This window comes from Oenococcus sp., from assembly GCF_047725585.1.
Taxonomy (GTDB): Bacteria; Bacillota; Bacilli; order Lactobacillales; family Lactobacillaceae; genus Oenococcus; species Oenococcus kitaharae_A.
In genome coordinates this window covers 179,370-193,316 of sequence record NZ_JBDNNF010000003.1, presented here as the reverse complement: position 1 = coordinate 193,316, position 13,947 = coordinate 179,370, and the positions used below count along the sequence as shown (strand labels likewise).

Genomic DNA, 13,947 nt, shown 5'->3' with positions numbered 1-13,947 from the left:
AGAAAGATTCAATTAGACATTTAATGGTTTCAGTCTCTTTTGCCTCAGATATTCCAAGCCGCCAAACACAAGCGTCCAAATAACTTCGCCGACTGCCCCAATCATATCTTGCGGGACGAAGAACAAACTAATGAAAATAATCCCGAAAAATGCGATTGTCAATGGACTGGTCAGATGATAGGCAGGCATCAAGAAGCCGTTTGGCAGGAAGTCTTGAGATTCGCGGTATTTTCTGTGTGCCAGCATCGTCAGTGTGTAGACAATGATGTACATGTCGCTAGAGATACCAGTGACAATTGTGAAGACTGAGTCAATTGTGGTCGTTAAACTCATCAAGGGTGTAATCAAGACCAAAGCCGCAGATAGGATAATAGCCGCAGCGGGGACGCCGTTCTTAGAAATCTTCGCGAATGTCTGATACATCCAAGAATTTTCCGGCACTTCAGTTGCTAATTGATAGAAGTGACGGCCAGCCGAGAAGATGCAGCTATTTAAGGATGAAGCAGCCGATGTTAAGACAACAAAATTAATTGTCGCTGCTGCTGCCGGGAATCCTGCTAGTCTGAATACTTGGACAAATGGACTGCTGGTAGGGGGGAGAGATGTCCATGGAATAATACCCATAATCACGATCAAAGCGCCTATATAAAAGAGCAGAATTCGGAGTAGTGTCTCGTTGACCGCTTTTTTGATAACTGCGTGGGGTGTTTTAGCCTCGCCAATCGTGATACTAACAAATTCAATACCTTGAAAGGCGAAGAACACCATGGGAAAAGCAGAAATAAAATTAAATCCGCCGCGGGGAAACAAAGTATAATTTTGCAAAATATTTGATAGCGATGCATGGCCGAGCGGTGTCGCTGCATGACTGGTCATCATGAAGATACCTGTGACGATCATTGCCAGAATGGCGATGATTTTGATCATGGCAAACCAAAATTCCGCTTCACCGAAAAGACGTGCAGCAATTAAATTGACTGATGCCAAGACGCCTAGAAAAACCAGTTCCACAATCCAGGAAGGTATATTAGGGAACCAGTATTTGACATAACTGGCAGTCGCTGTTAATTCTGCCATACAAACAAAGACTAAGCCGATCCAGTAAGTCCAGCCTGTGAAGTGGCCGGCTGTTGGGCCTAAATAGCGTGATATAAAAGACACAAAAGTATGTTGAGATGGGTCGGAATAAAACATTTCTCCGATGGTTCGCATCATTAGGAAGAAAAACAGACCGAGAATCACGTACACCAATAGTACCGATGGCCCCGTTTTACTAATCGTGCTGCCGGATCCCAAAAACAATCCTGTTCCAATCGTGCCACCTATAGCGATCATCTGCACATGGCGATTGCTCAATGCACGCCGTGTGCCATCTGGGTTCTTAACAATTTTCGATTTCATCATGGTCCTCCTAAAATAAAAGATAAGTAAGTCCACCAACTTAGATAACTTTTATTTAAGCTAGGTTGTATGATCAAATGACACGTTCATTCATTATTATGTAAGCTTAGCTAACATATTTTGTTTCTCTTTATATGATGGGCGATGTCGTGTTCTGTTATAGGAAATAAAAAGTAGCCACACATAGCTGAATAATGGATTTGACTTGAAGTACACTCCAAGTATTACACTATGTATCGCTGAGAGAAAGGCGGCTATATTAAGCTGGCGACGAAAAAAATGTGCCAGTGCTGCTGCTAGCAACAATCAGCTGTGTGTCTCAGACAAATTTGAATAAATATAACGGAGGTATTAAAAATGACAAAAAATGTTCTCATCATGGCCGCCAATGGCCAAATTTCACAATTAGTCGAAGAAGGTCTTTTAAATGGCAGTCAGTTCTCTGATGTTCATTTGACATTATTCGCACGCCGAAAAAGTCGTTTAGCCAGTAATTCGCGAGTTACTTCGATCACGGGCAGTTTGGACAATCCGGCTGATGTCAAACAGGCGATTGCTGGCCAAGATATTGTTTTCGTCGGTGTGGTTGACCATACACCTGATAATCATCAAACACAGAATGTCGTTGATGCCATGCAAGCGGCTGGTGTTCAACGCTTAATTTATGCGAATGTGCTCGGTATTTATGATGAAGTGCCTGGCGCATACGGCAGATGGAATAAGAGCGCTATTGGCAGCGGGCTAGCATCAGCACTTAGATCCGATCAGATCATGGAGCGGTCAGGTCTCGCCTATACGACATTGCGTCTGCCTTGGTTAAACGATCGTGAAGTCAAATACGAAATTACGCATAAAGACGAACAGTATCTGGGTGTTTCCGGATCACGGAAAAGTATTGCAGACGTTGTTTTGCGAATAATTGCTGATCCGGACTTTTTGAAAAACGATAGTGTTGGCATTGCTGATCCGGCCACGCAAGGACAGACCCGTCCGGTTTATTAACTATCAAAAACTAATTGAACATTTTTTCACTTGTGAAAAAAATTAAATTCTGTTTGACAATACAATTAAAATATATTTTTCACTATCAAATAAATAATATAAAATATTTGTAAAAAAACATGAAATTTTGAATGTTTTTTGGAAAAATTTATGCCCTAATATTGATTGACAAAAATTCCTGACATCGCTATGCTGGTCTATCATGGAGGTTTTTATAATTGAGTAAATACGATAAACTTTTCGAAAAAATCACATTAGGCAATGGCACGGCAGTTCAAAACCGATTTATGCTGGCACCCATGTGTGACGATTCTTCTAATGGCGGCAAGGTAACTGATCAGCAGGTTGAATATCTGCGGATTCGCGCAGCAAACGTCGGCGTGGCCGATACGGGCTATGCTTATGTGAATGATTCTGGGATCCAGATTCAGGGTCAATTAAGTGCAGCTCACGATGATGACATACCCGGTTTGACTAAACTGGCAGCTGCAATGAAGGCTGGCGGAGCCAAAGCTATTTTGCAGTTTTCTCATGCAGGCCGAGATGCGATGGGCTCGCAAAAATATGGGAATCGTGTCTATGCGCCAAGCAAGGTCGATTTTCCTTGGGTTCATTATGACTTTGATGAAATGAGTCAAGCCGACATCGAGCAGGTGCTGGATGATTATAAGAATGCGACAAGACGCGCGATTGAAGCTGGATTTGATGGGATTGAAATCCATAACTGCAACCACGATTTGCTGCAGCAGTTCTTCTCTACCTATTCAAATCGCAGGACTGATAAGTGGGGCGGCTCATTGGAAAAACGAATGGCTTTTCCATTAGCCGTATTGAAAAGTCTGAAAGAGGCTGTTGCTGAAGCTGGCAAAACTGATTTTATCATCGGCTGGCGTATCAGTCCTGAAGAGCGTCATGGCGATTCAGTTGGATATGATGTGGACGATATGATCGCACAGACTAAAGAAGTCCTCAAAGTCGGAATTGATTATTTGAATCTGTCGTTGAATTTGGCCGCTGGCTACAATAATGCCAAACGTCCAGATTACAACGCTGTTCCAGTTGGACATACGAAAAGATTCGCTACTATTTTCCGCGAACTAGCCAGTAACGTACCAGTCTATGTTGGCACAAATATTTTCACTGCTGACCAGGCCATGGATGCCGTTGATGACGAGAAAGGCGAATCCGGTGTCTATGTCGGCCGTGAAATGCTGATTGACCCGGAATTTGTTCTTAAGATCAAAGAAAATCGTGAAGATGAGATCGTTCGAACGACTACCATTCAGCACTTAAAGGATGTTAAACTGCCTGATGGTTTTGTTGACAATTATGCTGATACCGATGGTTCGACACGCAGCGTTTCCTATCGTAAGGGTATTCCGCTCCCAGGATTGGATTAAAAACAAGTATTTAGCTGCTATAAGTTTTTGATTAAAGACAACGCCCTAGACAAGGCTTGTCTTTTTTGTGCCTGTAATGGGCCGTAGTTTGTCATAATTAGTTTAGAGACTAATTGACGTTCTTGAAAGTAGGTACAACATGAAAAATGCTAATAAAAATACATCCGGGCAAAAGAGTTTGGATGAAATAAACGGCAGTATCAAAGTACCTCAGAACGCTAGTTTTTTCCGTACCTTGCTGGCTTATACAGGCCCCGGTGCCCTGATTGCAGTGGGATATATGGATCCTGGAAACTGGATCACGTCTATTGCGGGCGGTGCACAATTCGAGTATGTATTGTTATCTGTGATTCTTTTGTCCAGCTTGATTGCAATGCTTTTACAATCAATGGCCGCCAAACTCGGCATCGTGACCGGCAAAGACCTCGCTCAGCTGACACGGGATCGGACATCAAAAAAAGTCGGCTTTATTCTGTGGGTAATTACAGAATTGGCTATCATGGCGACCGATATTGCCGAAATTATTGGGTCCGGTATTGCTTTACGCTTGTTATTTAATATCCCGATCATCATCGGAATTCTGATTACCGCTGCTGATGTTTTGCTGCTGCTGGTTCTGACTAAATTAGGTTTTCGAAAAATTGAAGCCATTATTGTCACGCTGATCACCGTGGTGCTGCTGGTCTTTGCTTATGAGGTTTTCTTATCCCAGCCGAATATCGCCAAAGTAATTCAAGGTTATTTACCAACAGAACAGATCGTGACAAACACGCCCATGCTTTATTTGGCATTAGGTATTGTCGGTGCGACGATTATGCCGCATGATTTGTATCTTGGTTCTTCTATTTCTCAGACGCGTGCCATTGACCGCGAAGACAAAAAATCTGTCGCTAAAGCCATTCGTTTTACAACCATCGATTCCAATCTGCAGCTGACAATTGCTTTTATTGTGAACAGTTTGCTGTTAGTCTTGGGTGCGGCACTTTTTTACGGTACCAATAGTGATGTCGGCCGCTTTGTCGATTTGTTTAATGCCTTGAATAATAGTCAGATTGTTGGTGCGATTGCCAGCCCGGTATTGAGCATGCTTTTTGCGATTGCCTTATTGGCTTCCGGACAAAGTTCGACAATAACAGGTACCTTGGCCGGACAGATCATTATGGAAGGTTTTATCCATTTACGGATGCCATTGTGGGCCCAACGCTTGCTGACACGTTTATTCTCGGTAACACCGGTCTTGATTTTTGCGATTATTTATCGCGGCAGCGAAGCACGTTTAGAAGAACTGCTGACCTTTTCACAAGTTTTTTTGAGCATCGCACTGCCTTTTGCGGTCGTCCCATTAGTTATCTACACGAACGATGAAAAATTGATGGGTTCTTTCAAAAATAGCGCTTGGGTCAAATGGGCAGCCACGATTGCGACGATCGTTCTGATTATATTGAATGTTTACTTGGTATTTCAGATTTTTTAATCGGAAACACATTTCCGAAGGTGACTTTACTGTTTTTCATTAAAAAATGTGTGAAACTAATTCTATGAAGATTATTAATCCTAAATTAATCATTTCGGCCGTTGCCCCAAAACAATACCCAGACGGTCAGTTACCAGAGGTCGCTTTTGTCGGCCGGTCCAATGTCGGCAAATCGACTTTAATCAACACTTTGCTGCAGCGTAATGGCTTGGCGCGTACCAGCAGCCAGCCCGGCAAGACGCAGACTTTGAATTTTTATAACTTGGACGAAAAACTGTATTTTGTTGATGTCCCCGGCTATGGCTATGCCAAAGTCAGCAAGGCGCAGCGCGAACAATTCGGCCAGATGGTCGAGGCTTATCTCAGCAGCCGTAAACAATTGCGTGGGGTTGTCAGCTTGATGGATGCTCGGATGGAACCAACTGAAGACGATAAACTCATGTACAATTGGCTGGCCTATTATCAAGTGCCGATTTTAGTGGTTGCGACAAAAGCCGATAAAGTGGCTCGCGGCAAACACAACGCAGTCGAATCCCGCATTAAAAAAAGCCTGAATTTTCAGCCCCAATTCAGTTCACTAGCCTTGTTTTCGGCTGTTGAAAAATTTGGCAGCCAAGAAATCTGGGACTGGATTCAGAAACAAAGTGGCGTTGCCTGAGGCAGGCTGAGTTCCTACGATCGCAGCTTATAATTTCCAGACTTGTAGGGCTAGATCATTGATTTCGGCCTTTTGGCCGCTCCTTTGACAGTCGTTAGTCAAGAGAAGTTCAGCTTGATTGAAATTTACATGGCTGATTTCTGTTTTCAAATCTATTTTTTTGCCTGATGCATTTAATACAATCAGAAAATCATGATCCAAGGTATAAACAATCAAAGATTTTGTGCCGCTATCCCAAAACTTAACCTGCCGATCAATGTCATCGTAGCGGGTTAAGTGCAGCTGAGTCGTGGATTTTCTAAAATTAATCAGCTGTGTCAGAAATTCAATTGATTTGTGCTGTTTTGATAACTGGCCCCAATCAAGGGCATTCACAATATCTGGTGCATTGTAAGAATTAGCGTTGCCATGTTTGGACCGTAAGAATTCTTGTCCAGCAGCAATTAACGGAATACCCTCTGACAAATAAATAATGGCGGTAGCCAAGGTATCTCTCAGAAAATGATGGTAGGGATCATCCTGCGGATTCGTTAAAGATAATTTGTCGTTTAAAGTCAAATTATCATGAACTTCGACATATTGAATCAGCTGCGCGGCGTTTTGATAACTGCCATTGCTTGCATGCCCAAGAATGGATTTTTTGAGTTGTTGTTCGACTAAGGGCTGGTAAGGACCGTTAACAAAGCCGCCCTCTTGGGAATCGCCATCACCCTTTACAGCATCACGCATTTGATCAGAGAAGAAAGCAATTCCGGGCAGGACATCGGCATTTTGTTGAGTGGCTCTAAGCTTTTCGGGAAGAGCTGTGTTCATGTTCCATCCTTCGCCGTACAATAATATTTTTGGATCAATTTCATCCATAGCATGACGGATTTTGGTCATGGTATCAACATCGTGGATACCCATTAAATCAAAACGAAAACCATCAACGCCAAAATTTTTAACCCAATAACGCACGCTGTCAATCATAAATTTTTGGAACATGGCACGTTCTGAAGCGGTATCGTTGTTGATGCCGCTGCCGTTTGAGAGGCTGCCATCAGGATTATGCCGGAAATAATAACCCGGTACTGTCGCGTCAAGGCTTGATTGATCAACTAGGAAAACGTGATTGTAGACAACATCCATAATCACACCAATACCTTGGTCGTGGAAACCTTGAATCATTTCCTTTGTTTCGATCAGTCTGCAGTAAGGATCATTGGGATCGCTGGCGTAAGAGCCTTCTGGAACGTTATAGTTTTTAGGATCATAACCCCAGTTATATGTTGTTGATGGATTATTTTCGTCGACAGTTGCAAAATCAAAAAAAGGTTGTATCTGTACATAGTTAATACCAATCTGCTTAAGATAGTCGAGTCCAGTTGCTTTAGAAGAAGTTGGATTTGTACTGCCAGTCTGAACAGCCCCTAAATATTTTCCTCGAAACTGCTGGTCGATTCCAGAGCTGGGGCTGATCGTAAAGTCACGAATATGAAGTTCATAAATCATGGCATCAACAGCTCGGTTGACTCGTTTAAAATGGCTGACATGAAAATCAGCCGGATAACTTTTGGATTGATTGATAACGACAGAACGGTCGCCATTAGCTGTCACTGCAAAAGCGTAAGGGTCCCGGCTCTCTGCTATGCGGCCATTTTTGAAAAATAAGCGAAAATTATAGATCATCTTGTCGTGGTCGCCTGCCAGATAAAGTATAAAAATGCCTCGTTGTTTGTCTGATCCGCGTTGCATATGATAAACAGTGCCATCGAGCATTGGCTGTTTAGCATTCCCGTAGACGATTAAATCTACTTTAAGAGCGGTTGGGGCCCATAATTTAAAAGTGGTGCCGGCAGCTGTGTAATGTGCACCCAAATCACTGCCTTTGTATTTAAATTTGTTATCGAATGCTTCTGATTGAATTTCTGAGAATAGGGATACTTCTGTTGTCATTTGAGATCCTTTATAAAAATGGCGGAATCATAAGGCTGAAGGCTGATCTTCTGGCTGAGATGAGCATTTGGAAAATTGCTGATTAGTAATCGCCAAGAACCGCAGAGTAGAGATTCAGGAAGCTCAAAAAGTGCTGGCGTATCAGTTAAATTAGCGAAAATGAAAGCCATTTGTTTTTCTGATTTTCGTACGAACGCCATGACTTGCGGGTCTTCAGCTTCGACTGCTGTAAACTCCCCTGTGTGCAAAGCACTCTGATCATGTCGCAAGCGAACCATGCGGCGATAATAATTTAAGAGTGAATCCTCCTCTTGGTCTTGGAGAGTTGCGTTGATTTTTGTATAACTGGGATTGATCTTTATCCAAGGCCTGGCAGCCGTGAACCCGGCATTTTTGGCGTTATCCCATTGGAAAGGCGTACGGCTTTGATCACGGTTCCATAATCGCAAATCGGCGAAGATTGCCTGTTCATCCTTTCCTTCTGCGAGTTCGGATTTAAAACGCATTTGAGCTTCGGGATCGTTGATTTCCTGCATATTTTTAAATGGAAAACTCGGAATTCCGATTTCGTCTCCGAAATAGATAAAAGGCGTGCCTTGCAACGATAATAAAATCGTTGCAAGAGCTTTACCGGATTTTGCGCTTTTATCATCTCCCCAATTCTGTAAAGCACGCGGCGTATCGTGGTTGGAAAGATAGGGACTTCCCCAACCGTATAGACGCAATGCGTTTTGCCAATGAAAAACTGTTCTCTTAAAAACTTGAAAATTTCCTTTGCTGCGGCCTTTTGAATCAATGCCATCGTGCGAATTTTGTTCTAGTTGAAAGATGGAATTAAAATAGCCGTTACTGCCAGTCCACAATTGCGCTTGAGAAGAACTCACGCCATTAGCTTCGCCAACTGTAAAAATTGGATATTGTTGAAAGAGATTTTTTAATAATTGCAGGTATTCTTCCAGGCCGGCTACATTCGTATGTACACGCCAGGGATCGCCGCCGTTTTCTTTGCTCATGCTGGACATGGATTTGCTGAAGGGCATTTTTTTGAGGTGCGAAATGGCATCCAAACGAAAACCATCAATGCCTAGATCAAGCCACCATTTAATAGCAGATATAATCTCATTTCTCAGTTTTGGATTCTGCCAATTCAAATCCGGCATTTTGGGATTAAAAATGTGGAAATACCATTGTTTTAGTGCTGGTACAAAAGTCCATTCCGACTGGCCGTCCCAATTATGCCAATCATTAGGTACTTGATCGGCTGAACCATCCTGCCAAAGATAATAGTCATGATAAGGGTTGTCTTTGGATTTGAGAGCCTCTTGAAACCATTGATGCTGGTCGGAGGTGTGGTTGATAACCAGATCCATGATTAAATGAATATTGTTCTTATGGAGTGTGGCTAACAATTCTTTGAAGTCTGATAGGCTGCCAAATACAGGATCAATTGATGTGAAGTCGGAAATATCGTATCCATTATCAACTTTGGGAGACTTGTATATTGGATTTAGCCATACTAAATCAACACCAAGTTTTTTGATGTAATCAATCCGGTCGATAATACCGTGTAGGTCACCGACGCCGTCATTATTAGAATCTTGAAAACTCATTGGATAAATTTGATACCCAATAGCGTTTTTCCACCAAGTGCGTGATTGTTCGCTTGTCATTTAGTATGATCTGCTTTCATGATTACAAATCCCTCTGAGAGAATTTCAAGCTGCTTGTCCGACCCGATCTGGTAACGATTGCCGATCAAAACGTTTGATTTGGAGATTGTGAGATCATGAGTTTCTATGGACCAAGTTTTTTGGCTGCCATTGAAGAAACTGTTGATTTTTTCCTTTCCTAATAAACGCCCAAAAGCAAGGAAACGATTTTCAGCAGGAACTTTGTCCCAAAAGATTTTTCCCTCAGACAAAATTTGCCAGTTATCATGGCGCAGCGCAATCAGCCGTTTCATAAAATCGTACATATTCAGATCTTGCTGCTGTTTGTCCCAGACCATTGGCCGACGACAATCGGGATCTTCTTTGCCGGCCATGCCGTACTCGCTGCCGTAATAAATATCCGGTGTACCGGGTTGCAGGAAAAGAAAGGCAAAGGCAGATTTGACCAGATTCATGTTGCCCTCAGCATGTGTCTTAATACGCATTGTGTCATGCGAATCCAATAAGTTGAACATTACCTCGTTTGTTTGATCGCGATATTTCATCAAGCGGTCATTATATTGAGAAACTAATTGGCTGGCGCTAATATCCTGATCTACAAAATAATGGTTAACATCAGACGTTAGACCATAATTCATGACTGAATCCATTTGATCACCGTTCAGCCAGGGACCAGCGCTATGCCAAATTTCGCCGACAATGAATACTTCAGGATTAATGGATTTTATTTTGCTACGGAATTGACGCCAAAAATGATGGTCAACTTCGTTTGCCACGTCTAAACGCCAGGCATCAATTTGAAATTCTTTGGTCCAATATGCGGCTGCACCGATCAGGTAATCCTGAACTTCGGGATTAGCCGTATTCCATTTAGGCATATCCTTGGTAAATGCAAAACTTTCATAATTTTTATCGGGCCGATAAGCAAGCTCCGTCTCGTGGAAATGGATAGGAAAATCATGAATCACAAACCAATCAGCAAAAATCGACTTTTGACCGTTTCGCAAAACATCTTGCCACTGTGCACTTTCATCCCCGCCGTGATTAAAAACGGCATCCAGCATAATTTTCATACCATGGGCGTGAACAGCATCTACTAATTTTTTGAAAACGTTCTTGTCGCCAAAAGTCGGGTCTATTTCCAGGTAATCGCTGGTATTATATTTATGATTGCTGGGAGATTTAAAGATGGGTGTCAAATAAATGCCATTGATACCCAAATCAGCTAAATCGTCCAGGTGATTGATGATTCCTTGCAAATCGCCACCATAGAAATCTTGGCTGCTGGGTTGATTGTCACTCCAGTCCTTTGTCACCTTGGAGTCATTATCATGATTGCCATCAGAAAAACGATCTGGAAATATTTGGTACCAAATCGTTTTTTTGACCCATTCGGGACTTATGACTCGGTCGATTTCATGCATATAAGGCAGGCGAAAATAATTCGTGGCAACATCTGAGCGGGCACTAGGACTGTCAATAACCAATCCGCGATCACCATATAAATATTGATTGTCTGAAAAATCTTCCACTAGAAAACCGTATGCCGGTAAATGCCCGATTGGCTCTTCAATGGTGGCTGTCCAATAATCAAAATAATCAGACGACAGGTACTTCTGCATGGCACTGCCATCGCCATCGTACCAGTGTGTGTATGAGCCTTCAACAAAATTGCCATATAGGAGCGACACTTTTTTAACATCACCAGCTGCGGTGCGTAATCGTAATCTCAGATGGTCTCGATCACCATATAAAAAAGCGTATTCTGAATCTGCCCTGTGGTAAACAGCTGCTGTGTTCATTAAATAATCCTCTTGTGATTTCCCTGCCCATCAAAAAAATGTGCCTTATTAAGATTCATAGCTAAAGTGATAGTCTGTCCAACTTTGGCGTTATCGCGTTGGTTCACTTTTACAACAATATTTTTACTTTTCTGGCTATTGACATGCAGCAAAGCTGTTTCGCCTAATAATTCCGAAAGTTCGATTTGAGCTGTAAAAACAGCTTCCTTATATGCCTGTAAGGCAATATCTTCAGCGTGTATATCTTCTGGCCGGATTCCGAAAAAAATATCCTTTTTGTCATAACCAGCTGCATCCAGCTGCTTAGAAATACCCTTTGGTAATTTGAATTTAATCCCTTGCCCATTATCGACGGTTCCGTTATCATAAATTACTTTAAAGACATTCATTTCTGGGCTACCGATAAATGTCGCCACAAATAAATTGGCAGGATAGTTGTACATGTCTTCAGGACTAGCCACCTGTTGGATATTGCCGTGATCAATTAAGACGATCCGATCTGCTAAAGTCATTGCCTCTGTCTGATCGTGAGTCACATAGATCGTTGTTGAACCGATCTTTTTGTGCAAGTCGGAAATGTTTGAGCGGGCTTGCACTCGCAATTTAGCGTCTAGATTTGAGAGCGGTTCGTCCATCAATAGAATTTTGGATCCGCGTACAATCGCGCCAGCAATCGCGACACGTTGTCTTTGGCCGCCTGATAGATCAGCTGGTTTTCGATCCAGGAAATCATCCAATCCTAAGATATTCGCCGTTTGTTTCACGCGCTGATCTAATTCCACTGAATGAATTTTGGCGATTCGCAAAGGGAAAGCAATGTTTTCGTAAACAGTTAAATGCGGATAAAGCGCATAGTCCTGAAAAACCATCGCGATTCCTCGATCTTTTGGCGGAATATCATTCATCCTTTGGCCATCAAAATAAAGATTTCCGCGCGAGATTGAATTAAGCCCGGCAATCATTCGCAGTACTGTGGATTTTCCGGATCCTGATGGGCCGACGAAAACAATAAATTCCTTATCATGGATTTCTAGGTTGTAATCACTGATCGTCGCGGTACTTTGGCCTGGATAGATTTTTGCTATGTGTTCGAGTTTAATTTCCGGCATCTTCCAATACTCCTCATTTGATAGTTTATATGAAAGCGCTTACTTATACAAGTATTTCGATCTGCAACTGTGCTAAAAAAGTCAGCATTTGATGATTTCAAGTCTTTTTGCTTTACAAAACTTGCAAAGCGCTTGCAACTGAAAGCGCTTACAGTTATGATTTATTTAGGCATTTGAAATGCCTATTAGCTTTTTTGGAGAAAAATTATGAATAAGAGAGTACACCAAATTGCTGCAGCTTCATCAGCCGTGGTTCTGGCTTCTGGTATTTTCGCGGGATTTGCTTCAATTCCGGCAAACGCTGCCAGCAAAAAAGTAACTATTAAACTTTGGGCCGATAACAATGCATATAAATCGGTCGTCAAGCAATTTGAAAAAAACAATCCAAATATCTCGGTCAAGTTTCAAAAAGTCGGATCGGTCGATACAACTAAATATATGCAAAAAGATTCTACGACAGCTGGTGATGTTGCTATGCTGCCGCATGATCAATTAGGGACTCTGGTTTCACAAGGCTTAGTATTGCGGGTATCTCCAACATATTCAAAACAAGTTAAAAAAATAGATGTCCCTGGTGCTGTTAAAGGTGCAACCTATAAGGGTAAGATGTTCGGATATCCTTATGGCGTCGAGACACAAGTTCTTTATTATAACAAGAGCAAGTTATCTGCTTCCGATGTCAAAACTTGGTCTGGCATTACCAAGAAAGGAAAATTAGCAGTTAACTTTGGTGAAGCGGGCGCTAATTACGTTTGGACACCTTTGTTCTTCACTAATGGTGATGTGTTGTTCGGTAAAAACGGTGAAAATGCAAAAGGCACAAACTTTGGTAATACCAAGGGCACGCAGGTTCTGAAATGGATTCAGGCGCAAAAAAATAACCCAGGTGTCGTTCAAGACAATGCTGGCGCTTTGCAGGACTTGTCTTCTGGCAAAGTAGATGCTTTCTTGTCCGGTCCTTGGTCAAAAATAGATGCCCAAAAAGCTTTGAAAAATAATTATGCTGTTGCTAAATATCCAACTATTTCTATTGGTGGGAAGAATAAACAGCTGCAGGCCTTCCTGGGAGTCAAATTGTTTATTGTCAATAAGTCAACCAAGCATCCGGCACAAGCCGCTAAGCTGGCATCATATTTGACATCTAATGCTGTTCAAAAAAAGATCTTCAATAGTATCGGTTATGTGCCATCTGCTAAAGCGGTTCAGAATTCGGCAGCTGTCAAAAAGGATGCACTGTCCAAAGCTGTAACGCAGATGTCCAAAGGGGCAACACCAATGCCTAAGATTCCTGAAATTAATAATTTCTGGACACCGATGGATGCTATTTTTAACGACACTTGGAAAGGCAAGATCTCTCAAAGTCAAATGCTTCCCAAACTCCAAGCGTTTGATAAGCAGATTGCCAAGTCTAACAGTAAGTAATTTAATTGCAATTAAGTAGCCGCGCCTACGGCTGCTTTTTAGAAAGTGAGCAAAATATTTTGGCTAAGAATAAG

Annotated in this window: 10 protein-coding genes; 5 read left to right on the top strand and 5 right to left on the bottom strand. The window is 42.1% G+C overall.

Annotation, left to right across the window (positions count from 1 at the left end):
• Nucleotides 1-12 precede the first annotated feature (12 nt).
• Nucleotides 13-1,401 carry an amino acid permease gene (locus ABF487_RS05470; protein WP_415634737.1) on the bottom strand — a complete coding sequence of 463 codons (1,389 nt, stop codon included), beginning with the start codon at nucleotides 1,399-1,401 and terminating at the stop codon, nucleotides 13-15.
• A 357-nt stretch (nucleotides 1,402-1,758) separates the two neighbouring features.
• Here ABF487_RS05470 and ABF487_RS05465 point away from each other — a divergent pair, with 357 nt between their 5' ends.
• The 4 genes from ABF487_RS05465 to yihA all read left to right on the top strand — a co-directional run bounded on the left by ABF487_RS05465 (nucleotide 1,759) and on the right by yihA (nucleotide 5,935).
• The gene (locus ABF487_RS05465) at nucleotides 1,759-2,403 is read left to right on the top strand and encodes an NAD(P)H-binding protein (protein WP_415634736.1); all 645 of its coding nucleotides are present in this window, start codon (nucleotides 1,759-1,761) and stop codon (nucleotides 2,401-2,403) included.
• A 218-nt stretch (nucleotides 2,404-2,621) separates the two neighbouring features.
• Entirely contained in the window at nucleotides 2,622-3,803 is a 1,182-nt protein-coding gene (locus ABF487_RS05460) for an NADH-dependent oxidoreductase (protein WP_415634735.1), read from the top strand.
• 139 nt (nucleotides 3,804-3,942) lie between these two features.
• The gene (locus ABF487_RS05455; RefSeq protein ID WP_007745365.1) at nucleotides 3,943-5,277 is read left to right on the top strand and encodes an Nramp family divalent metal transporter; all 1,335 of its coding nucleotides are present in this window, start codon (nucleotides 3,943-3,945) and stop codon (nucleotides 5,275-5,277) included.
• A 64-nt stretch (nucleotides 5,278-5,341) separates the two neighbouring features.
• Nucleotides 5,342-5,935, top strand: coding sequence for a ribosome biogenesis GTP-binding protein YihA/YsxC (gene yihA, locus ABF487_RS05450; protein WP_415633792.1), 594 nt, complete (start codon nucleotides 5,342-5,344; stop codon nucleotides 5,933-5,935).
• 27 nt (nucleotides 5,936-5,962) lie between these two features.
• On the opposite strand, the gene pulA is transcribed toward yihA, so the two are convergent.
• The 4 genes from pulA to ABF487_RS05430 are packed head-to-tail and all read right to left on the bottom strand — an operon-like array spanning nucleotide 5,963 to nucleotide 12,451.
• The gene (pulA, locus tag ABF487_RS05445; RefSeq protein WP_415634734.1) at nucleotides 5,963-7,870 is read right to left on the bottom strand and encodes a type I pullulanase; all 1,908 of its coding nucleotides are present in this window, start codon (nucleotides 7,868-7,870) and stop codon (nucleotides 5,963-5,965) included.
• On the bottom strand, nucleotides 7,867-9,540 hold the full coding sequence (locus ABF487_RS05440) for a glycoside hydrolase family 13 protein (RefSeq protein WP_415634733.1): 1,674 nt from the start codon (nucleotides 9,538-9,540) through the stop codon (nucleotides 7,867-7,869). Before ABF487_RS05440 ends, pulA begins: the two co-directional genes overlap by 4 nt.
• The gene (locus ABF487_RS05435) at nucleotides 9,537-11,342 is read right to left on the bottom strand and encodes a glycoside hydrolase family 13 protein (protein WP_415634732.1); all 1,806 of its coding nucleotides are present in this window, start codon (nucleotides 11,340-11,342) and stop codon (nucleotides 9,537-9,539) included. The genes ABF487_RS05440 and ABF487_RS05435 overlap by 4 nt, the downstream gene beginning before the upstream one ends.
• Nucleotides 11,342-12,451 (bottom strand): ABC transporter ATP-binding protein, encoded by a 1,110-nt coding sequence (locus ABF487_RS05430; protein WP_415633796.1) that lies wholly within the window; start codon nucleotides 12,449-12,451, stop codon nucleotides 11,342-11,344. The genes ABF487_RS05435 and ABF487_RS05430 overlap by 1 nt, the downstream gene beginning before the upstream one ends.
• 207 nt (nucleotides 12,452-12,658) lie before the next feature.
• Here ABF487_RS05430 and ABF487_RS05425 point away from each other — a divergent pair, with 207 nt between their 5' ends.
• Nucleotides 12,659-13,873, top strand: coding sequence for an extracellular solute-binding protein (locus tag ABF487_RS05425; RefSeq protein WP_263779814.1), 1,215 nt, complete (start codon nucleotides 12,659-12,661; stop codon nucleotides 13,871-13,873).
• The last annotated feature ends 74 nt before the right edge of the window (nucleotides 13,874-13,947 follow it).

Coding starts and splice junctions, on each gene's coding strand:
- ABF487_RS05470 (WP_415634737.1), bottom strand. CDS start 1,401: ATGAAATCGAAAATTGTTAAGAACCCAGATGGCACACGGCGTGCATTG.
- ABF487_RS05465 (WP_415634736.1), top strand. CDS start 1,759: ATGACAAAAAATGTTCTCATCATGGCCGCCAATGGCCAAATTTCACAA.
- ABF487_RS05455 (WP_007745365.1), top strand. CDS start 3,943: ATGAAAAATGCTAATAAAAATACATCCGGGCAAAAGAGTTTGGATGAA.
- yihA (WP_415633792.1), top strand. CDS start 5,342: ATGAAGATTATTAATCCTAAATTAATCATTTCGGCCGTTGCCCCAAAA.
- pulA (WP_415634734.1), bottom strand. CDS start 7,870: ATGACAACAGAAGTATCCCTATTCTCAGAAATTCAATCAGAAGCATTC.
- ABF487_RS05440 (WP_415634733.1), bottom strand. CDS start 9,540: ATGACAAGCGAACAATCACGCACTTGGTGGAAAAACGCTATTGGGTAT.
- ABF487_RS05435 (WP_415634732.1), bottom strand. CDS start 11,342: ATGAACACAGCAGCTGTTTACCACAGGGCAGATTCAGAATACGCTTTT.
- ABF487_RS05430 (WP_415633796.1), bottom strand. CDS start 12,451: ATGCCGGAAATTAAACTCGAACACATAGCAAAAATCTATCCAGGCCAA.
- ABF487_RS05425 (WP_263779814.1), top strand. CDS start 12,659: ATGAATAAGAGAGTACACCAAATTGCTGCAGCTTCATCAGCCGTGGTT.